Genomic DNA, 23,091 nt, shown 5'->3' with positions numbered 1-23,091 from the left:
ATCTGAATTAGAACTTTAAAACGCATATTGAGATATTAAGTCGAATTATAAAATGATTTACTATATTTTTTTATAATTTCATGTTATTATTTAAATATACATATTTTAGGATGTGTTATTTAAAATAAATAATAATTATGGTGGTGAAAAATGAATAGCATTATCGATCTTAAAGATATTATAAATGTTGAAGCTTTCCAAAATATTCAGGATGACATTGCAAAAGCTACAGGAATTGCTATTATAACTACTGATTATAAAGGTAAACCTATTACAACACATAGTTGCTGTTCGGAATTTTGCAATATTATACGTAAAGATAAAAAGCAAGTAGAACTATGTGAAAGATGTGATTCAAGAGGTGGAATTGAAGCTACAAGGACAGGAAAGCCATACATATATATTTGTCATAAAGGAATAGTAGACTTTGCAGTACCTATTATAGTTAAAGGTCAGTATTTAGGAGCTATAATGGCAGGACAAGTCTTGATAAATAAAGAGGAAGAAAAAGACTTAGAAGCTGTTGCAAATGTTAATTTTGATTTGGGAGAAAGTGAGGAACTTATATGTGCATATAATAATCTTACAACTATTTCATTAGAGAAGATTAAACACATTTCTCAAATGATGTTGCATTTATCAAATTATTTAGTTGAAGAAGGAATACATAAATTAACTACAAAAAAATTAAATGAAAGCAATAACAAGATTGTAAAATCAGAAATTAATCAATTAAAATTACAAAATGAGTTAGAGAAGTTTAGATTAAAATCATTAACATCTCAAATAAATCCTAATTTTGTATTTGATATAATGAATAATATATATTCATTATCATTAATAGAAGATGCAGAAAAGACAAGTAATCTTACATATAAATTTACTGAATTTATAAGAAATACTTTTTATAAATCAAATAAAATAGTTACATTAAAAGAAGAATTAGAATATTGTTTAGAGTACTTAAATTTACAGAAGATTAGATTTGGTAATAGATTAAATTTTGATATTAATTTAAGTATTGAAGAGGATTTCAAACTTCCATTTATGAGCATTTATCCTTTTGTTGAAAACGTTGTAACACACGGGATAAAGCATAAAGAAAATGGAGGAAGTATAAATATATCTGTATTGGAAGAAGAGGAATCTATAATAATTTCAATAGTAGATGATGGAGTAGGGATATCAAAAGAAAAATTAAAAGTTATAAATTTAGGAGAAAAAAACACAAGTTATTCATTAAGTGGAATATCAGTTGCAAAACAACGAATAAAAAATTTCTATAAGTATGATTATTGTATAGATATAGAGAGTGATTTAGGGATAGGAACTAAAGTTACAATAAGCTTACCAATTGATGAAAGGTAGGTAGTTATATATGTGTAATGTTATTTTAGTAGATGATGAGTGTATAGAATTAGAAGCACTTAAAAAATTAATAAATAAAATTAATATTAAAATAAACATCGTAGGAACTGCAAATAATGGTAAAAAAGCAATAGAACTTGATAAAGAACTTAAACCAGATGTAATAATTATAGATAATGATATGCCAGGAATAAATGGTATTGAAGCTTCAAAATTTATAAAAGAAAGAGATAAAGAAAAAATTATAATATTGCTAATGGAGTATTATAATTTAAATAATAAAAAAATAAATTCTGATATTGATGATTACATATTAAAACCAATAAGTTCAGAAAAATTAGCTAAAGTATTAAATAAACATATTATGAATTTAAAAACAAATGAGAATAAATTAATAGGAAAAGAGTTGCTACTTTTAGATAAAATAATTTCTAATGAAGAAAAAGATACTGTGGAGTTACTTGATAATTTATTGTATGGATATAAACTTTTAAGTAATGGTGATATTAAGCTATATAAAGATAAGTGTAGAATTTTATTGAATAAAATGATTAATATCTTCATTAAGATTAGGAATAAGAATAAAGTGAATTCAAATATTAATTTATATAACGATAAGATAGAAGAGATTCATAATATAACGAAAATAAATGCTGTTATGAATGAATGTTTGGAGTTTATATGTAAAGATAATTCTGATGATATAATTAGAGAAAAGTTAATTGGAAACAAGGATATAAGTAAAGTTTTAAATCCAGTATTAACTTATATAAGTGAAAATTATACTGAAAAAATAACTCTAGAAAGTGCGGCTAATTCTTGTAACTTGAGTATATTTTATTTTAGTAAACTATTTAAAAAAGATATAGGTATGAAGTTTATTGATTATATAAACTTATATAAAATAGAAAAATCTAAGGAATTACTAGAAAATACAGATATGTCTATAATAAATATAGCTGTAACTTTAGGTCATGATGAATCGGGATATTTTTCTAAAGTTTTTAAACGGGTAGTTGGCATAACCCCTTCAGCATATAGAAATAATAATAAAAATAATTTATAAAGATATCTAAGGATGNNCATCCTTAGATATCTTTATATTTTTGTCATGCTTTAAAAGAGAGGACTTGAAGAGATATTATTTTTAGTGATTATAGTATAGATAGTAAATAATAATAGAAATATTTAGTCAATGTGTGTGTAATTTATCACTATGTAATAATAGAAAATTAGTGTAAATTTAAAAATTAAGAGTTTAAAAAACGTAATAATGCATAAAAACGTTATTATAAGACAAAAAAATACTGTTTAAGAAAAAAGAAAGATAGAAATAACAAAAAAGTACAAATAGTAAGCAATAAAATTTGTTAAAAATTTATCAATCAAATGATAAGATTAAATCAAGAAAAAGAGAATTTGATTGGAGGAATTTAAAATGATAAGTAAGGGATTTAGTACTCAAACAGAAAGAATAAATATTTTAAAAGCTCAAATATTAAATGCGAAACCATGTGTTGAGTGTGAAAGAGCGATATTAATAACAGAATCTTTTAAGGCAACAGAAGGTGAACCCGCAGTATTAAGAAGGGCATTAGCTTTAAATAATATATTAAAAAATATTCCTGTGACAATTAGAGAAGAGGAACTTATAGTAGGTAGTTTAACTAAAGAGCCAAGATCTTCTCAAGTATTCCCTGAATTTTCAAATAAGTGGTTAAAAGATGAATTAGATAGAATTGATAAAAGAAATGGGGATGCGTTCCAAATTTCAGAAGAAAGTAAAGAAAAATTACAATCTGTATTTGAATATTGGGATGGAAAGACAACAAGTGAATTAGCAACTTCATATATGTCAGAAGAAACAATAAATGCAGTAAATGCAGATATTTTTACAGTAGGAAATTATTACTATAATGGAGTAGGTCATATTGCTGTAAGTTATGATAAAGTATTAAAAATTGGATTCAATGGAATTATAAAAGAAGCAAAGGATCAATTAGAAAAAAGCAGAAGTATAGATCCAAACTTTATAAAGACAGAGAAGTTCTTAAATAGTGTTATTGTTTCTTGTGAATCAGCAATAACATATGCAAATAGATATGCTGAAGAAGCTAAAGAACTTGCAAAAAATACAAATGATGCAAGAAGAAAATCTGAACTTGAAAAAATCGCAGAAATTTGTACAAAGGTTCCAGCAGAGCCAGCAACATCTTTCTACGAAGCGTGTCAATCATTTTGGTTTGTTCATGCAATAATAAACACAGAATCTAATGGACATTCTATTTCACCAGCTAGATTTGACCAATACATGTATCCATATTATGCAAATGATAAAAATATAACAAAAGAATTTGCTCAAGAATTAATAGATTGTATATGGATAAAATTAAATGATATTAACAAAGTAAGAGATGAAATTTCAACTAAGCACTTTGGTGGATATCCAATGTATCAAAACTTAATTGCAGGAGGACAAACTCCAGAAGGAAAAGATGCAACAAATGAAATATCTTATATGTGTCTAGAAGCATCAGTACATGTTAAATTACCTCAACCATCTTTATCAGTAAGAATATGGAACAAAACTCCAGACGAATTCATGCTTAGAGCAGCAGAATTAACTAGAGAAGGATTAGGACTTCCTGCATACTACAATGATGAAGTTATTATTCCATCATTAGTTGCTAGAGGGCTTACATTAGAAGATGCAAGAGATTATGGAATTATTGGTTGTGTTGAACCACAAAAGCCAGGAAAGACAGAAGGATGGCATGATTCAGCATTCTTTAATCTTGCTAGAATAGTAGAATTAACTATAAATTCAGGAATGGACCATGGTAAACAAATAGGACCTAAAACTCAAAGTTTTGAAGAAATGACTTCTTTCGAAGAATTCATGACTGCTTACCAAAATCAAATGGAATACTTTGTAAGACATATGTGTACTGCAGATAACTGTATAGATATTGCACATGCAGAGAGAGCACCATTACCTTTCTTATCTTCAATGGTTGATGATTGCATTGGAAGAGGAAAGAGTCTTCAAGATGGAGGAGCAGAATATAACTTTAGTGGACCACAAGGTGTTGGAGTAGCTAATATTGGAGATGCACTAGTTGCAGTTAAAAAACTTGTTTTCGATGAAAACAAAATAACTCCTTCAGAATTAAAGAAAGTTTTAGCTGAAAACTTTAAGGATTCAGAACATATACAAGCATTACTTAAGAAAGCTCCTAAATTTGGAAATGATATTGATGAAGTTGATGATTTAGCTAGAGAAGGCGCATTAGTATATAGCAGAGAAGTTAATAAATATACAAATCCAAGAGGTGGTAAATTCCAACCAGGATTATATCCATCATCTATAAATGTATTCTTTGGAAGTTTAACAGGGGCTACTCCAGATGGTAGAAGCTGTGGACAGCCATTAGCAGATGGAGTTTCTCCATCAAGAGGATGCGATACTTCAGGACCTACTGCAGCTTGTAATTCAGTTGCTAAATTAGATCATTTTATAGCATCAAATGGAACATTATTTAATCAAAAATTCCATCCATCAGCATTAAAAGGTGATAATGGATTAATGAATTTAACAGCATTGATAAGAAGTTACTTTGATCAAAAAGGATTCCACGTTCAATTTAATGTAATAGATAAAGATATATTACTTGCAGCACAAAAAAATCCAGAAAACTATCAAGATTTAATTGTTAGAGTTGCAGGATATAGTGCACAATTTATATCTTTAGATGAGTCTATACAAAATGATATTATTGCAAGAACAGAACATGTTATGTAAAAAAAATTTTTAGAGGAGGATATGAAAGTGATGAGTACAGACATAAAAGGAGTTATATTCAATATACAGAAATTTTCATTACATGATGGACCAGGAATAAGAACAATAGTGTTTTTTAAAGGGTGTCCAATGTCATGCTTATGGTGCAGCAATCCAGAATCACAAGATATTGCTCCTCAAATAATGTTTAATAAAAATTTATGTACTAAATGTGGAAGATGTGAATCACAATGTGAAAGTTTAGCTATTGATATGGATTCATCGTATAGAGTAAATGAAGATAAATGCACACAATGTGAAAAGTGCGTTGATAATTGCTTAAATGGAGCACTTATTCTTGAAGGAAAAGAATGTAGTACTGAAGAGATTATTAATGAATTAAAAAAAGATAGTGTTCATTATAGAAGATCAAATGGCGGAATAACATTATCTGGAGGAGAAGTATTACTTCAACCAGATTTTGCAGTAGAGTTATTAAAAAAATGTAAATCATATGGATGGCATACAGCTATTGAAACTGCAATGTATGTAAATAGCGAAGCAGTTAAAAAAGTTATCCCATATATAGATTTAGCTATGATTGATATAAAGAGCATGAATAGTGAAATACATAAAAAATTCACAGGTGTAGATAATGAGATTATTTTAAATAATATTAAATTAAGTGATGAAATAGCCAAGGAAATAATAATTAGAGTTCCAGTTATTGAAGGATTTAATGCAGACTTAGAAAGTATTAAGGAAATAGCGGAATTTTCAAAAACATTAAAAAAATTAAAGAGAATAGATCTTCTTCCATATCATAACTATGGAGAAAGTAAGTATGAAGCTATAGGAAAAGAATATCTTCTTAGCGAACTAAAAACTCCTAGTGACGAAAAAATGGAAAAGTTAAAGTCTCTAATTGAAAGCATGGGTATATGTTGTACAATAGGAGCTCAGTAATTTTTACATAAGAAATTTTAATGTAAACAAAAGAATTCTATTAAAAAAACAATATATTACTATATAGAAAAATAGAAGGTTATAATTAAACAACAGATTACTAACATACAACAATAAAATTTATTAATATTAAAAGGATATTTTGATAGTATTAAAATGAAGAAAAATTAATGTTAAATAAAAGTTAATAAAATTAATTTTGATTAATAAAAGAATATATTAATGGAGAGTGAAACATAATGAGAATGTATGATTACTTAGTACCAAGTGTAAACTTTATGGGAGCAAACTCAGTATCAGTAGTAGGTGAAAGATGTAAAATATTAGGCGGAAAGAAAGCTTTAATAGTTACAGATAGATTTTTAAGAGATATGGAAGGCGGCGCTGTTGAATTAACAGTTAAATATTTAACAGAAGCAGGAATAGAAGCTGTTTATTATGATGGTGTTGAACCTAATCCAAAAGATGTTAATGTTTTAGCTGGATTAGAAATATTCCAAAAAGAAAATTGTGATATGATTGTAACAGTAGGTGGCGGAAGTGCTCATGATTGTGGTAAAGGAATAGGTATTGCAGCAACACATGAAGGAGATCTTTATGACTATGCTGGAATAGAAACACTTTCTAATCCATTACCTCCAATTGTAGCAGTAAATACTACAGCAGGAACTGCTAGTGAAGTAACTCGTCATTGTGTTTTAACTAATACAAAGAAGAAAATAAAATTTGTTATAGTTAGTTGGAGAAATTTACCTTTAGTTTCTATAAATGATCCAATGCTTATGGTTAAAAAACCAGCAGGATTAACAGCAGCTACAGGAATGGATGCATTAACTCATGCTATCGAAGCTTATGTATCAAAAGATGCAAATCCAGTAACTGATGCATCTGCAATACAAGCTATTAAGTTAATATCACAAAACTTAAGACAAGCAGTAGCTTTAGGTGAAAACCTTGAAGCAAGAGAAAATATGGCTTATGGATCATTACTTGCAGGAATGGCGTTTAACAATGCTAATTTAGGATATGTACATGCTATGGCTCATCAATTAGGTGGATTATATGATATGCCACATGGTGTTGCTAATGCTATGCTATTACCTCACGTTGAACGTTATAACATGATATCAAATCCTAAGAAGTTTGCTGATATAGCAGAATTTATGGGAGAAAATATTTCAGGTCTTTCAGTAATGGAAGCAGCAGAAAAAGCTATAGATGCTATGTTTAGACTTTCAAAAGATATTGGAATACCAACAAGCTTAAAAGAAAAAGGAATTAAAGAAGAAGATTTCGAATACATGGCAGAATTAGCATTACAAGACGGAAATGCATTCAGTAATCCAAGAAAAGGAAATCAACAAGATATAATAAATATATTCAAATCAGCTTACTAATTAAATAGAATATTTATATTTAGAGTAAAAATTTTTGAGAAAAGTTTAGAAAAAGAAGTTGATTACTAAAAAATCAACTTCTTTTTTGATTAATTTAATTTCAACTTCTTTAAATCATCTAAAGTAAGGAGTCCCTTTATTGTAATGATTATGTTATTATCTTGTATTTTTATATCTTTAACCTTGATATTATTAATACTGCTTATAGAAAGAGTAATGTCACCAGTATTTTTATCAAATTCTACAAATTCATTTGATTTTAATTTAGAAAAAATCAAATCTTTATTAATGTTAATGAAACCAACATTACCACTATCATAATGAAGAATACATTTGCCATTTTCAGCAGAAGCAGTAAATACTAAATGGCCCTCTAAAGGAATTCCATTGTATTTTAAATGAAAGATAAGATTAAGATTGTTTTCATTTATATTTACTTTTAATCCAGTTATTAAATTTGAGAGTTTATTATTACTTTTTTTAATTAAACCAATAAACATAGAACTTAAGTCTTCTTCAGAAAGTGTTAAAGAAGTCTCAAGGGATATTTCCTTAGAAGATAAATTTAAATCATTCCTTGATAGTTTATCTAGCAGATTTAAATCATTAAAATTAGATGAAGTATTAATATCTATGACTTCAGTTTTAGGGTAAAAGCCAATGTAATAAGTAGCACTTAAAGTTAAAAGAATTACTAGTATTATACTTAAAAATATACTAGTCTTTTTTGTTTTTGCCATAAGTTTAACCTCCCTTAGTAAATATTTTAATTATATGTTTTAAAGTAGTATTTGTAAATTTAAATAGAAATTTAAAAAGTAAACTTTAACAGAAAATCGTTTTTAGATGTAAACAAGAAATTAAAATATAAATTATAGTAATAACAAGTTTGTAATCACTATAATTTATAATATCATAATAAATAGTTTACCTTATTTAGAAGAAAAAATAAAAATATAGAATAATAATTAAATTTCTATTAATTTTTACAATTTTTAATAATATAGTCCCTTTTTAGAGTTTGTTTGTTGTATTATTAAATGGTACAATTTACAAGGATGATTAAGGGGGAAACGTAAATGAAAAAGAAATTAATTGTAATAGGAACTGCAGTATTAATGACGATATGTAGTGGAAGTGTACAAGCATTTGCATATGATAACAATGCAAATACTAAAATAGAAATTTCTGAAGAAGAGAAATTTGAGCCTGAAAGAAATTGGCTTAATATGGAAGTGGCAGATGAGCTTAATAAGAAATTTAATGAACTTACAAAAGAAGATTTTTTAAAGATTAAGAAATTGGATTTGCATTACAAAAGATTAGAAGGGGAATTACCAGAAACAATAGGTTTAATGAAAAACTTAGAGTATTTAAATTTAAACTATTGTAAATTGACTAAAATTCCTGATAATATAACAGAATTAACTAAATTAACATATATAGATTTAGGTGACAATAAGTTTAGAGAATTACCAGAAAAATTTGAAGAAAAGATAATTAAAGGTGAATATCAATATGTTGATGTTGAAAGCAATGAAGTAAGATTAAAAGAAGGATTGCATTTTTTAAAGGGAAAGTGGACATACTTAGACAGACACGGTGATAGAGTTAAAGAAACTATAAAAGTTAATGGTAAAACATATAACTTTAATGAAGATGGTACATTAAAAATTGGTTGGCAAAAAGAATCAGAGAAGTGGTTTTATTATGACACTTCTGGAGAGTTAATAAAAAACACATGGAAAGTAATTAATGGCAAGAAGTATTACTTTAATGAAAATGGTGAAATGTTAACAGGATTTATAGAAGTGAATTCAAAAAAATATTATTTAAATTCTAACGGAGAAATGGCTACTGCTTGGACAAAAATAGATAATCAATATTATTATTTTGATAGTAGCGGGATAATGCTTAGCGGTTGGTTAGATGAAGGCAATAATAGGTATTATTTAGATCAAAATGGTATTATGGTATCTGGAAAAGAAATTACTATAGATGGTAAAAAATATAGATTTTATTCTAATGGAGCACTAATTAAAAATACATGGATTGATGATAATACATATGTTCAGCCTAATGGAGAAACTGTAAATACATCTAGTAATTATTCTCATTCTAATGTTCAACTTAATGCATTTAAGTATATGACAAATCCTAGTAATCAATTAAGCGTTCATAATAAAGCTGTAGAACTTCATGGAGGAGAGACAAGCAATAATTGCGTATATTTCTTATCAGAAGTTTTAAGAAGAAGTGGTGTTTGGTTACCAGAGCAAACTTGTAATACTTACGAATTAGAAGGATTATTAAAAGAAAAAGGATTTATAGCATCAAGTGATTTCACACAATTAAAACCAGGGGATATTTTATATACTAATGGTCATACTCATGTGTATTTATTTATGGGATGGAGAGATAATCAATATGCTTATATAGTAGATAATCAAAGAGATAAATTTGATAATGAAATATTCCATATAAGAAATGTATATAATGATGATTCAACATACTCTACTGATAGAGCAATATATTTCTATTATTATCCATACTAAAATTTTAGTTTTATTTTGGTAGAAAAGGAGAGAATTTTATGAATATTAATAAAGAATATATTTTAAAAACAGCAAAAGAAATATTAGAATTTAATAGTCCAACTGGATTTTGTTTTGACATAATGAAAAAGATTGAAGAAATTGCTAAAGGTTTTGGATATGAATTTGAAACAACAAGAAAAGGTTGTGGAATAATAACTGTAAAAGGTGAATCTAATAATGAAGTAATAGGATTATCAGCTCATGTAGATACTTTGGGCGCAATGGTTAGATCAATAACAAGTGATGGAAAATTAAAATTTACTTTGCTTGGAGGTCCAATAGTTCCAACGTTAGATGGAGAATATTGCATCATAAGAACTAGAGAAGGAAAGCTTTATAACGGTACATTTTTAAGCACAAGTCCTGCAGCTCATGTTTTTGAAGATAGCTCAAGCAAAACACGTGAACCTAAAAATATGGAAATAAGAATAGATGAGGTAGTAAAATCTAAAGAAGATGTTGAAAAGTTAGGAATTTGTGCAGGTGATTTTGTATTTATTGATCCTAAAACAACAATAACAGAAAGTGGATTTATAAAGTCAAGATTTATAGATGATAAAGGTAGTGTATCTTGTTTAATGGGATTACTTGAACTATTCAATAGAGAAAAGATAACTCCTAAATTTACAACTAAGATATTTATTTCAGTTTATGAGGAAGTTGGACATGGTTCATCATATATTCCCAAGGATATAACAGAAATGATAGCTGTAGATATGGGATGTATAGGTGATGATTTGAATTGCACAGAATATGATGTTTCAATATGTGCAAAGGATTCTGGCGGCCCCTACGATTATAATATGACAACAAATCTAGTTAATTTAGCTAAGGAAAACGACATAAATTATGCAGTAGATATTTATCCAATGTATGGATCAGATGTCGGAGCTGCACTTAGAGGTGGAAATGATATAAGAGGAGCCCTTATAGGACCTGGCGTTCATGCATCACATGGAATGGAAAGAACTCATTATAATGCACTTGAAAACACAATAAAATTATTATATTTATATTTAACTAAGCAATAATTATATTTAAAGTGTAAAGCTGTTTCAAATTAAATAAAAAATTTGAAACAGCTTTTTTACTTTAAAAACATGTTAACAAATTTAAGTGAAAATTAGCAAAAGTAAACAATTACACCGCAATGGATATTATTATTATAATATTTATAAGTCATGTAAAAGATAGAAGGAATTTTACCATGTCTTATATAATAAAATTATATGAGAGGAGTGGTAAATTTGAAGGTGGTCAATAAAGAAAACAAATGCAATGCATGCCATAATATTGTAAAATGGAATTGCATAATTTATGGTGAGAGGACAGCTACAATAAAAAGAGAGGGTATGCAAGCGCAAGAGGTAATAGCCATAGGTGAAACTATAGGAAGTAACGGAACAATAACTAATTATGAAGCAATTGTTAAATGTCCATTTTGTAATACAAAAAATAAATTTTCAATATAAAAACAATTAGAACTCTAGAAATAGGGTTCTAATTGTTTTTATATTTAACTTTTGAATATGTCTTAAATCTGTGTCTATATATGCAATAGGGAAAGTGGCATTGTAATTGGACTTTGCTTATGCATATATCAGCACTCTGCTAAAACAGAGCCTAAATTTTAAACTTTTGTACCATTTCAGTAAGTCTTTGAGCTAATTCTGCTTGACCTTGTGCAGCCAATGCTATCTCATTTGTAGCTCTTGTGTTCTCATTAACACTTTCTTTAATTAAGTCCACTCTTTCATTTGAATTTTGAGCTATTGTATCCATGTTTTGAATTGCCCTGCTCACATCCCCTATTGTAGAAGCTACATTTTGTGACATAGATGAAATTTCTTCTGACATTTTACTTACAAAATCAGAATCATTATAATATTGATGTCCTGCTTCACCATATGCATCAAATTGTTCTTGTATATCATCATGAATGAATTTAAGTATATCTGTACCAGTATTAATACTTATTTTAAATGCTTTATTAACTTCAATAATTGTATCTTGTATCCCAGTCACTGCTAATGATGATTGTTCTGCAAGCTTTCTAACTTCTTCTGCAACAACTGCAAAACCTTTTCCAGCTTCTCCAGCTCTAGCTGCTTCTATTGCTGCATTTAATGCAAGCAAATTAGTTTGACTTGCTATATTAGATATTGTATCTGCCATATCTCTTATATTATCAACTACTTTACCATCTTCAATAGCTTTCATCATTTTCTTTTCTTGTTCACTGTATAACTTTTCAGTATTTTCAATAGCTATTTTACTATTATTTTGAACTACTAAAGCTTTTTCCTTAAATTCATTAGCATTATTACTTCCTTGTACTGCTTTAGAAGAAAGCTGAGTAATACTTAAATCTACTTCTTCTACAGCTGAAGTCACTTCTTGTGATGTTGCACTGGTTTCATGCATTCCATTTGCAATCTCATTTACAGCTTCATTTATATGCATTGCATTTGCTGATAACTCTTCGACTGTCGCTGAAAGTTCTTCACTAGCTGAACTTATATCTTGAGAATCATCCATTATATTTTTCACTAATTCTCTTATATTTTCTTGCACTTTATTTAAAGCATTAGCAGCTTTTCCAAATTCATTAGTTGTTCCAATGTCAAGTGATGTTGAAAAATCATATAGAGCTAACTTTTCTGCAAAATTTATCATTTTGTCTAATAACTTAGATATACTAAGTGATGAGCTTAATGCAAGTGTAATTGCAATTAAAATTGATATTATAGTTGTAACATCAATGAATAATTTGGCTTTAATAAAAGTATCTTTATTATTCTCATTAGCTGTTTTAGCGATATTCTGATTTATCTCTACAAGTTCATTAAGACTTTTAGTCATTTCTTGTTGTATAGGTTGTATGTCTAAATATTTTTTTTCAGCACCTTCAAAGTTACCCTCATAAATATAACTAACTAAACTTTCTCTTTCTATCCTATACTTCTCTAAACCTTGTTTAAATTTATTAAATGCTTGTCTTTCTTTGTCTGAAATATTTCATTCTTCATATTCTTTTATGTATATAGTATTTTCTTCAACTTTTTCATTTATTTCTGTTTTAGCATTTTCAAACATATTTTTATGATCTTCATGCATTTCAAGCAATATTTTTCCATTTATTGTTTCTAAGTTTGCCTTTATCGATAAGATTTTTTGCATTGCTTGTAAATCAACATTATACATTTCCTTTACATTATTATTTGTATTTATTAATGCTTCTCTTCCAACTAAACCAATTAATATTACAATCATTGCCATAAACAAAAATGATCCTATTAATTTAGTTTTTACTTTTAAATTTTTATAAAAGTCCATTTCACTCTTCCTCTCTAATTTTGTATTTTATCAATTGCTATATTATGTAAAAAACTTTAATTATTTAATCACTATCTATTTCGTAAGGAACCTTAAATTCTTTATATAAATATTAATACATTAATTCAGTAATTATTTTTACCAAATTAATAAATTATTTTTTTATTATACTATACTGTCTATATAATTCCAAAACATTCCCCTTAATTATCCTTATTATTTATTAAGTAACAAAAAAAAGCCACTAAGGCTTTTTTTTTAATATATTTTTATGAAATAAGTCTTCCATCTTCAGAAAAAGTATATACTTTCTTTTCAATAATAACTTTTCCTTTTTGTATTAAACCGTTTTTATTTGCATAATATAAAATTCCACAATCATCAATCCATCCAATTTGCATTATACCTCTTGAATTTGTAAAGTATTCGCTTTCACCATCTTTAATCCAACCAGTTTGCATCTCTCCATCATCATTTAGATAATACCATGCATGTCCATCTTGAACCCAGCCTATTTTCATAAAACCTTCATTAAAAAAATACCATTTTCCTTTTAAATTCTTCCAACCACTATAGTCTAATTCCATCAGTACATCCCCCTGTTACTCTAAAATACTTATCTATTTAATTATGTTTTAAACATATATAATTTCCTATATGAACAAAAGTGGCTACGCCACGTTTCAATTGACAGTTGAAAATGGACAATTATGGTTGAAAGCCACAGGCGTTCTTAAAAATATATATTTTAGAAATCACAACGTGATTTCATCCTAAATTGTCAATCGTCCATTGTCCATTCAAAATATCTCATTTTACCTTAGATTTTTTTAGCCATGCACCCTTTCCAAACGCAGTGAAGGAATAATGGTGCGGCATATGATTATTTTTTATTCTTTAGAGATACTTATCATATCTTTAAAACATGCTATTCTAGAAATTATCCACAGACTTAAGATTTTTATAATCTCCTAAAGAATAAAAAAAGGATGAGATAACCCCATCCTTTTTCATTTAAGATAATCATCTAATAATTATCTTATCCAAGCTCCGTTAGCTCCTAATTTGTATCCATCTACAGTTGTATTAGAAAGCATTTTTCCTGAAGCATTTAAGAAGTACCAAGTTCCGTTATCATTTAACCAACCTGTTTTCATTGCTCCTGAAGCTTGTAAGTAATACCAAGTTCCGTTGTCATTTAACCAACCAGTTTTCATTGCTCCTGATCCTTGCATAAAGTACCAAGTACCATTAACGTTTTGCCATCCAGTTAACATAGCTCCTGAAGCATTAGTGTAGTACCAAGTTCCATTATCGTTGATCCAACCAGTTTGCATGATTCCAGCTGCATTTAAGAAGTACCAAGTTCCGTTGTTATTTAACCAACCAGTTGCCTTAGTTCCATCTTCTTTAACAAATGTCCAAGTTCCATCTGAGTTTTTAACCCATCCAGTAGTTACTTCTGGCTTTTCAACTTCTCCTGAATCTTTGTTTCCAACTACTGAGTAAACTTCATCTTTTTCATTCCAAACAACCATGTTGTCTTTGTTATAAACTGACATTTCACTCATTGATCCGTCTACTTTGTAAACTTTGTCCCAATCTTCTTCATTATCAAATTTATAAACAAATCCACTTTCTAATAACCACATGTTACCGTCAACGTCGATATCAAAAGCTGTTCCTTCTTCTGCATCTACATCTTCGATTTCAGTATAAGTATATCCTCTTTCAGTAGAGAATTTAACTGTTTTAGCTTCAACTTTTACTTTATTAGCAGTTGTAGTTGTTTTGTAAGCTACTAATTTTCCATCAACAACGTTGAATGACATATCAGCTAATTGAGCAGTTGCATCTACACCATCTTTATCTGTTATAGCATAGTTAGCTACTGTTTTAGCATATTTAGCTCCATCTATAGTATCAGAAGCTTGTGCTTTTGATATTTTTTGGATAACTTTAAATTGTACTTTACCATCTACTGGTGTTACTGTAACATTATTTATTGATTTTATTGTATCAGTTCCAGCTTCTACTGTTATAGTTGCTGTTCTGTAGATATTATCAGAGTCTTGTCCAATTACTTTTGAATCAGTAATTTTCGCAGATACTTTTTGTCCATCTGTAATTGATTTTTCAGTATCTTCAGTGTTGTTTAAAGTAACTGATTTTGCGCTTGATCCAGTTGTAACTTCAACTTTAATTTTTCCTAAGTTGTAGTCAGCATCTATATAGTTTCCTTTAACGTCTGTATAAACATTGTTTCCATCATATTTAACGCCATACCAAGCATCAGTAAATTTAGCACCTTCAAGTAAAGTGAAATCTGAAGCATTCTTTAATTCACTATGTTCAGTTGTGTATCTATCATCAGCTTTATCTTTAATTTGTTTTCTTAAGCTTACTGCTAAATCATCTAAAGTATTTTCTTTTAAATCTTCATCTATAACTTTACCAGTTTCTAAATCGATGTAGTAATCTCCACCTTCAACTGAAAGATATTTGTTAGCGTATACTCCATCAACATCTACTCCAGTATCAAGGTTTTCTAATTCTGAGTACTTTCCATCATTTAAGTAGTAAGCAGCATCAGTATCTCCATCTTTAACGTTACCATCAACGAAGAACTTTCCATCTTTAAATGCTACTGCATTATAGATTGTACCATCTTTTGATTCTATTCTTTGGTAGTCAGCAGCGCTAACCCCTGTTGGAACTATTGAAGCAACAGCAGTTGCAGCAACTAAAAGAGCTGTTAATTTGTTCATTCTTTTTATCATACTTTTTTCTCTCCTTGTTCTTTTATCCTTTGTAATACTTAACTTTAATAAAAGCTTTATCTTTTGTAAGTATGGCTTTACCATATAAAAAAACAATTCATATTATTAGTAATCATTATATAATATAATTCCTTAATAAGTGGTTTTTTATATCTCATATGCCATAGTTTTATTTTAACACCTTTCGACTTTATTGGAAATAGTTTTTATGAATTTTATTACTAGATTATATTTCCTATAAAAGAATTTAAAACTATTGGATATTACAAAATCCATTTTTATTCTCAAAATTTTGTACATATTCATTTTAATGAGATTAAAAGCTTGTCTTTTTTCAATTTTATTCTTTTATTTCATATTATTACATAAATGTTGAAAGTGCCTGTCACCAATGTAATATGGTGACAGTCACCAGCTTGGTTATTTCTGAGTAAAGTGACAGTCATCAGCTTGGCTAAATTTCTCTTTACAATGCTTATATGATTATTTTTTATTCTTTAGATATACTCATCATGCCCCTAAAATACAATATCCCCATAAGTTATCCGCATATTTCCATGTGATATAATTTTCTAAAGAATAAAAAAAACGCTACGAATAAAACTCATAGCGTTTTTTCGGTGACAGTCACCAATTAACAAAAGTGACAGTCACCAACCCCAATTGGTGACTGTCACTAGCTAGTCCAAGAATAGCTAAATTAATAAATTAATGAACCATCTTGTCCTAAGTTATACCATTTACCATCTAAGAATATATATCCAGTCTTCATCTTTCCTGAAGAATCAAAATAATAATCCTTACTATTTATTCTTTGCCAGCCTGTCTTCATAACACCACTATTATTTAAATAGTAATAATTCTTCCCGTCATATAGCCAGCCTTTTTTCATTGTTCCATCATCATTTAAATAGTACCAATTTAAATCATAATACTCCCAGCCTCTTCTCATTGTACCGTTGTCTAATAAGAAATACCAATTACCTTTATACAGTTTCCAACCAGTTTCAAGCATCCCATTAGGTCCAAACATGTACCATTCTTTATCATAATATCCCCAGCCAGAATTCTTCATAGCACCATCGCCTTGAAGATAGTACCAATACCCATTATCTTTAAACCAATTGGTTTTCATTGTTCCATCCGCATTTAGATAATACCATTGTCCACTTTCGTTAATCCATCCGTTCTTTTCCATATATCCATTGATATTTACAAAGTACCATTGATTATCATATTTTACCCATTTATTTTTTACTTGATTACCTAAAGCATCATAAAATGTCCAATCATCACCTGATAATACCCATTCATTAATAGCTTCAATTCTATCTCTAATTACACTTACTCTATATAAAGTAGTAGTTTTCTTATCTTCTGCTACAACTTCAATATTAATAAGATTTGCCCCTATTTTTAAATCAATGTAATCAGATTCTTGTGCACTTGCATACTCTTTGCCATTTATCTTTATAGTTGCTTTATCATTTTGAGCTTTAAATACAATTTTAGTTTTTGATACTGCCCTCTCTACTTTAACAGTATAAAGATAAGTTTCTGGATCAAATTTAGGTGATAAAGTTCCTTCAGTACTCTTAAGATTTGAAAGTTTTACATTATCTTTTCCATATCTTCTTGTGATAACTATATTATAAGTACTAGTATCACCTTTAGCATCAGTAACTTTTATTTCTATTTCGTTAGAACCTTCATCTAAACTAATATAACCTGTAGTTCCTCCACTTACAACAGTTTTGCCATTAACCTTAATAGTTGATGTAGCATATTCAGCTGTTGGAGTAACAGTTACAGCAGTTACTTTATTTTCAACAGTAGCTGTATAATCAAAAGTTTGTTTATTAAATGATGGTGAAAGTGATGCTGAATTTATTTTTAAAGATTTTAAATAAGAACTTCTTGGCGCTTCAGTTCTAGTAACCTCTAAACTATAAACTCCAACTTCGCCATCTTTTGTAGTTACTCTAATAGTTATATCATTCTTTCCTTCTTTTAATGATATAGGTTGACTATTAGTTCCACTATTTACAAGAACACCATTTATTCTTATAGTAGATGAATTATCTGCTGCTGTTGGTTTTAATACAACCTTATCTGTTGCTGTTGGAACAGTAGCAGTATAATCCGTAGTTTCCGGATTAAATGTAGGTGATAATGTTACACCTGTTAAAGACTTTAATTTAGCACTGCCTTTTTTAGCAATTACAAGTTTAAATATCTTCGTACGTCCATTAACTGTTCTACTAATAAGTATTTCATTTTCTCCACCTAGTAATTTAAAGGTGCCTGTCTTACCATCCATAGTAATTTTAACACCTGAGGTTATGGCCTTTCCATTTTCATCTACAATACTAACTTTAGCTGTATCTATATCATCTCCTAATCCTGAGATATAGTAATCATCGCCATCAGAATTATAGTCTAAGTCAAGAGTCATTGCTCCACCACTACCAGATGCAGCTATCATTATCTTGTTAAATTTAAATGTATCCGCATTTTCTTCTTTAAATTTAAAAGTAACATTATAAGATTTAACCTCTTGAGTTCCTAAATCTTTTACTTTAATAGTAGCATTAAAATCATTATATTTAGTCATAGCTATTTTATAACTTGTAACCCCATTGCTTGTTGAACTTGCAATTTTTACACCACTTGAATTAGATGTTACCCCTTCGAGTTTGTAATATGACGTATCACTTGATTTTATATTAATAGTCGATACTGACATATCAATTTCATCCGTATAATAAGCATTTGAAGAACTTTTATTAATATCTAAATTAGCTCCACCCGCTTCTACAACAAATCCTAAATTCAATTCCACCGCACTTGCAGATTTAATATTCCCCAGTTGAATTCCTGTTATCATAACCGTCAATATTAAAAATTGTGAAATAACTCTTTTAAAATTAATTTTCATCATTTATTTTTATTGCTAAATGAATATTAACTTTAGCAATTTCCTCCTCCCTTTTTGTTAGTAAATTAAGCTTTTATCCTACATTAATTATCGTTTAAGCCTACATAAACTTTACATAAGCAATTATAACAATTATAGCCATTTTTTTAAACACAAAAATCCAATTTTCGCTTAATAATTAATTTTTTTTTACAAATAATCGGTTATTTTATTCTTATTAACATATATCTTTTGTGTAAAGCGAATCAAATGCTATGTTTTAAAATCAAATTTATATTTTTGTATAAAGCTTCTGGACAAAAATTTCCAGTGTGAGCTTATCCTTTAAAATATGGCAAAACAAAAAATACAAGGAGGAATGCTTTTATGGCTATAACAAAATTAGTAACAGGTTGTTCATTAGGTATCGAGGTGCAAAAGGGGGTTGATAAATTAGGTGATCCAATCTATACAAAAAAAACATTTTCAAATGTTAATCCATCAATAGGTGCTGACGATTACTTTGAAGTTGCTAGTGCAATAGAAAAAGTACTCGATGCTGATTGTCGAAACTATATCATAACTGATTCATCAAAATTAATGAATGAATAAAATTTAAACTAAAAAACTTACTTTATTACCACACATCAAAATTCAATAAATTGCAATATTATACTTTTTAAATATTTATGTAATTTATTGTAGAAAATATTAAAATTAATAATCTTTAGGAGGAATTACAATGGAATATATATTATCAATGACTTTTATTAATTCTACTGGTTCTAAAACAAATATAAATATAAGTGGTGTTAAAAATGATTTAACTGATGAGAATGTAAAAGCTTTAATGCAGTTAATAATTGATAAAAACTTCTTTTTAACAAGTAAAGGATCTTTCGTTAAAATTGAAAATGCTCAATTAACTCAAAAAGAAATTAAAAAGTATACAGTTAAATAAAATAATTTTAAAAAAGTCATGTCCTAGCGACATGGCTTTTTCCATTTTCTGGACCCCAGGGGTAAATTAAAAAATTAAAATTTTTTTGGTTTTTTCATGAGTTAAAGCATATATATTTTATGAACATACAATTTATTACTTATATTACAATTTTATTGCATTTTTCAATATAAATATTAATTATTTTTAAAAGGGGATGGGTAAATATGAACTTTAACGCTATTGAGAGATTAGTTTATTTATCGAAACTAGGTGACAAAAAAGCTAAAGAAGAACTTGCAAAAGAATTTAAACCAATGATATTAAATATTGCTGCAAAAACTTTTACACATGGTTATGATTTTTTAGATATAAAAAATGAGTGTTATGCTAAACTTTTTAGCTGCATTGATTATTACTCACTATCTGAACATAAATTTGTTGCATATGCTACAAATTCAATACAAAATGAAATAAAACAAATATTAAGAAAAACTAAAACTAGAGATGCTGCTGAAGGCTCAGATGCTTTAATATTAAATGATAATTTAGAATATGTATTGATATCAAAAGAACCAACTCCTGATGAAGTTTTATATAAAAATGATGAAAAAAAGAGATTAAAACTAGCTTTAAGTAAATTAGATGATGATGAACGACAACTAATAGACTTTATAATAATAAAGAATAATCCTTTAGTAAAATACTCTAAGATTACTAAAATACCATATACAACATTACATCGTAAAAAGAAAAAAACTCTAAAAAAATTAAGTGAATATTTAAATTAATTTAAAAATTTAAGGAGATGTAAAGGATATGAATATCAATGAATTAGTCAACTTAATTGGCAATGTAGGCTTCCCTGTGGCAGTTAGCAGTTACTTATTAATAAGACTAGAAAAACAAATACATGAACTTAATCTATCTATAAATAAATTAAATACCATAGTATCAACAAAACTTGGATTACCCCAAGGATAAAGAAAAGCATAGGATGCATCCTATGCTTTTCTTTATAATAATGACTTTTTCCATTTTTTACACCCCAGGGGTGAGTTAAACTACTTCTCCACTACCACTAAAATTATAGTTTACACCATTTATAGTCTTTGTCCCTTTTTGCATTGATCCATCTGAATTTAAATAATATTTTTTATCTCCTTCTTGTAACCAACCTGTTCTCATAGAACCATCAGCATTTGAATAGTACCAGTTATCTCCTATTCTATACCAACCAACAGTCATAGATCCATCTCCGTTTAAATAGTACCAGAATCCATTCAACTTAACCCAACCAGTTGCCATTGAACCATCATAATTTAGGTAGTACCATTTTCCCTTATCTTCTAGCCAACTTGTCTTCATATTTCCATCAGCTGTTAAGAAATACCACTTATTACTTGCATCTTTAAACCATTGATTCTTTAAAACAGCACCATTAGCATCGTGATATTGCCAATTTCCATCTGTCTTCTTAACCCATTTACCTTTAACAACACTACCTGCATTATTTGATGAGTTAGAATTGCTATTGTTATTGTTATTGTTATTTCCATTTCCTGGTGTTACTGTCCCAGGATTTGAATTTCCACTACCTGGTGTTACTGTAGTACTTCCAGAATTACCATTTCCCGGAGTAGTTGTACTATCATTCGATGTAGAAACTGTTCCTCTAGTTATATTTAAAGTATATGTTCTATATTCATCATCATCATTTTCAACCTTAATTTTCACTACATTTTTCTTATTTAAATTTAAATCTACGGTTTTTTGATGCTTAGAATTAACCTTTTTATCATTTACAGTTACAGTATATCCCTCTTCTTCAGGAGTAGCTTCAAATTTTACTGAATCAACTGAAGATTTAACTTTTATATCATATGAAGTAACCTTTTTATTAAAATCTAAATCTATATCTCCATCATTTAAAACTAAATCTTCTAAATAAATGGCATTTTGCTTATTATCTTCTTTTCCAGATGTACCTGAAGAAGAACTTGAAGAAGAATCTCTTCCACCTCTATATACATTTAATGTATATATTTTTTCATTATCATCTTCATCTGTAACTTCAATTTCAATTACATTCTTACCTTTTTTTAATTTTACCTTTTCAGAATAATCATCACTATCGCTTACTTTAGTTCCATCTATTCTTACAGTATAATCATCTTCTCTAGGTTTAGCTTTAATTTCAAATTCATCTACTGATGAATTTACATCAACATCATAGCTTGTCTTATTCTTAGAAAAAGATATTTTTCCATAATCTAAAGAAATACTAGATAAATATATATTGCTATCTTCCGATCCAGAAGAAGTTCTTTCTACATGAATTTCATATTCATCTTCAACATCATTCTTTACATTATTCTTATCAAACTTTCCATCTTTATAAGTTCTAACATATAATATATTTTTACCCTTTGAAAGTTCTATTTCTTCTTCTTTTTTAAATGGAGTTGATCTTTTATTATTATCAATAAAAATATAAGTTTTATAGTTAGAATCTGTGTCACAACTTACATTAACACTTTTTAATGAAGTCTTTGCATAATACTCGCTTCTGCTTCCTCTAAATGTTGTAACTGAATCATATTCATCATCTCTATATAATTTAATTATATTTGATGTGCCAGTTTTATTTAATTTCATATCATTTATATGACTACTTGAGGCATATGCTTTTGTAATAAATAAATTAGTATATTTTGTTGGTTGTATTGTTGAAAATGCACTAATTGTAAGTGCTATTGCAATAATTCTTTTTAATTTTTTATTCATAATTCTTCCTCCTATTACATACATACTATTATTTTACCATTTTATGATATAAAATGCATTACCTATAACCTTAATTTTTTGTTATGTTTTTTAAGAATGCGTTGATATATGCATACATGAAGCGAACTGAGCAATTAAATTAAGGAATACTAAAAATGAGTATAGTCCCATTTTAGCTTTTTCCCAATATAAAATTAGGACAAGCAGTAAATGTAACATTTC

18 protein-coding genes and 1 pseudogene are annotated in these 23,091 nt (G+C 27.9%); 12 read left to right on the top strand and 7 right to left on the bottom strand.

Annotation, left to right across the window (positions count from 1 at the left end; translation table 11 throughout):
* Positions 1-150: 150 nt before the first annotated feature.
* The 5 genes from NG904_RS05000 to NG904_RS04980 all read left to right on the top strand — a co-directional run bounded on the left by NG904_RS05000 (position 151) and on the right by NG904_RS04980 (position 7,512).
* Positions 151-1,368, top strand: coding sequence for a PocR ligand-binding domain-containing protein (locus tag NG904_RS05000; RefSeq protein WP_252212798.1), 1,218 nt, complete (start codon positions 151-153; stop codon positions 1,366-1,368).
* A 10-nt stretch (positions 1,369-1,378) separates the two neighbouring features.
* Positions 1,379-2,434 carry a response regulator transcription factor gene (locus NG904_RS04995; RefSeq protein WP_252230263.1) on the top strand — a complete coding sequence of 352 codons (1,056 nt, stop codon included), beginning with the start codon at positions 1,379-1,381 and terminating at the stop codon, positions 2,432-2,434.
* Positions 2,435-2,806: 372 nt separating this feature from the next.
* Entirely contained in the window at positions 2,807-5,170 is a 2,364-nt protein-coding gene (gene dhaB1 / locus NG904_RS04990; RefSeq protein ID WP_252226349.1) for a glycyl radical glycerol dehydratase DhaB1, read from the top strand.
* Positions 5,171-5,200: 30 nt separating this feature from the next.
* Positions 5,201-6,115: a glycerol dehydratase activator DhaB2 gene (gene dhaB2, locus NG904_RS04985; protein ID WP_252230419.1), complete on the top strand. Its 915-nt coding sequence runs from the start codon at positions 5,201-5,203 to the stop codon at positions 6,113-6,115.
* A 239-nt stretch (positions 6,116-6,354) separates the two neighbouring features.
* Positions 6,355-7,512 (top strand): iron-containing alcohol dehydrogenase, encoded by a 1,158-nt coding sequence (locus tag NG904_RS04980; protein ID WP_252212795.1) that lies wholly within the window; start codon positions 6,355-6,357, stop codon positions 7,510-7,512.
* Positions 7,513-7,601: 89 nt separating this feature from the next.
* On the opposite strand, the gene NG904_RS04975 is transcribed toward NG904_RS04980, so the two are convergent.
* Positions 7,602-8,252 (bottom strand): hypothetical protein, encoded by a 651-nt coding sequence (locus NG904_RS04975; protein ID WP_252230261.1) that lies wholly within the window; start codon positions 8,250-8,252, stop codon positions 7,602-7,604.
* A gap of 339 nt (positions 8,253-8,591) precedes the next feature.
* Here NG904_RS04975 and NG904_RS04970 point away from each other — a divergent pair, with 339 nt between their 5' ends.
* The 3 genes from NG904_RS04970 (at position 8,592) to NG904_RS04960 (ending at position 11,581) form a co-directional block, all read left to right on the top strand.
* A complete protein-coding gene (locus tag NG904_RS04970) occupies positions 8,592-10,067 on the top strand; it encodes a leucine-rich repeat domain-containing protein (RefSeq protein WP_252212793.1) in 1,476 nt (491 codons plus the stop codon).
* 38 nt (positions 10,068-10,105) lie between these two features.
* A complete protein-coding gene (locus NG904_RS04965) occupies positions 10,106-11,140 on the top strand; it encodes a M42 family metallopeptidase (RefSeq protein ID WP_252230259.1) in 1,035 nt (344 codons plus the stop codon).
* A 222-nt stretch (positions 11,141-11,362) separates the two neighbouring features.
* Positions 11,363-11,581: a carbon monoxide dehydrogenase gene (locus NG904_RS04960; protein WP_252226522.1), complete on the top strand. Its 219-nt coding sequence runs from the start codon at positions 11,363-11,365 to the stop codon at positions 11,579-11,581.
* Between the two features lie 151 nt (positions 11,582-11,732).
* On the opposite strand, the gene NG904_RS04955 is transcribed toward NG904_RS04960, so the two are convergent.
* The 5 genes and pseudogenes from NG904_RS04955 to NG904_RS04935 form a co-directional block, all read right to left on the bottom strand.
* On the bottom strand, positions 11,733-12,929 hold the full coding sequence (locus NG904_RS04955; RefSeq protein ID WP_353846049.1) for a methyl-accepting chemotaxis protein: 1,197 nt from the start codon (positions 12,927-12,929) through the stop codon (positions 11,733-11,735).
* Positions 12,903-13,445, bottom strand: a pseudogene (locus NG904_RS04950) (MCP four helix bundle domain-containing protein); the annotation flags it as partial. The gene NG904_RS04955 and the pseudogene NG904_RS04950, both read right to left, overlap by 27 nt.
* Positions 13,446-13,714: 269 nt before the next feature.
* The gene (locus NG904_RS04945) at positions 13,715-14,032 is read right to left on the bottom strand and encodes a hypothetical protein (RefSeq protein WP_252230257.1); all 318 of its coding nucleotides are present in this window, start codon (positions 14,030-14,032) and stop codon (positions 13,715-13,717) included.
* A 447-nt stretch (positions 14,033-14,479) separates the two neighbouring features.
* A complete protein-coding gene (locus tag NG904_RS04940) occupies positions 14,480-16,225 on the bottom strand; it encodes an N-acetylmuramoyl-L-alanine amidase family protein (RefSeq protein WP_252230255.1) in 1,746 nt (581 codons plus the stop codon).
* 700 nt (positions 16,226-16,925) lie between these two features.
* Entirely contained in the window at positions 16,926-19,163 is a 2,238-nt protein-coding gene (locus NG904_RS04935; protein WP_502801453.1) for a cadherin-like beta sandwich domain-containing protein, read from the bottom strand.
* A 366-nt stretch (positions 19,164-19,529) separates the two neighbouring features.
* Here NG904_RS04935 and NG904_RS04930 point away from each other — a divergent pair, with 366 nt between their 5' ends.
* From NG904_RS04930 to NG904_RS04915, 4 genes are all read left to right on the top strand, one after another.
* Entirely contained in the window at positions 19,530-19,754 is a 225-nt protein-coding gene (locus NG904_RS04930) for a DUF1659 domain-containing protein (protein WP_205449994.1), read from the top strand.
* A 130-nt stretch (positions 19,755-19,884) separates the two neighbouring features.
* Positions 19,885-20,103, top strand: coding sequence for a DUF2922 domain-containing protein (locus tag NG904_RS04925; RefSeq protein WP_252230251.1), 219 nt, complete (start codon positions 19,885-19,887; stop codon positions 20,101-20,103).
* A 206-nt stretch (positions 20,104-20,309) separates the two neighbouring features.
* Positions 20,310-20,873, top strand: a complete 564-nt coding sequence (locus tag NG904_RS04920; RefSeq protein WP_252211753.1) for a sigma-70 family RNA polymerase sigma factor — start codon at positions 20,310-20,312, stop codon at positions 20,871-20,873.
* A 28-nt stretch (positions 20,874-20,901) separates the two neighbouring features.
* On the top strand, positions 20,902-21,066 hold the full coding sequence (locus tag NG904_RS04915) for a YvrJ family protein (RefSeq protein WP_205449997.1): 165 nt from the start codon (positions 20,902-20,904) through the stop codon (positions 21,064-21,066).
* A gap of 75 nt (positions 21,067-21,141) precedes the next feature.
* Here the strand turns inward: NG904_RS04915 and NG904_RS04910 are convergent, their stop codons facing one another.
* Positions 21,142-22,869, bottom strand: a complete 1,728-nt coding sequence (locus tag NG904_RS04910) for an N-acetylmuramoyl-L-alanine amidase family protein (RefSeq protein WP_252230248.1) — start codon at positions 22,867-22,869, stop codon at positions 21,142-21,144.
* Between the last annotated feature and the right edge of the window lie 222 nt (positions 22,870-23,091).

It is taken from the genome of Clostridium sp. ZBS15, assembly GCF_023845705.1.
Lineage (GTDB): Bacteria > Bacillota > Clostridia > Clostridiales > Clostridiaceae > Clostridium > Clostridium aquiflavi.
The sequence above is the reverse complement of the archived record's forward strand: the minus strand, read 5'-3'. Positions and strand labels throughout refer to the sequence as shown.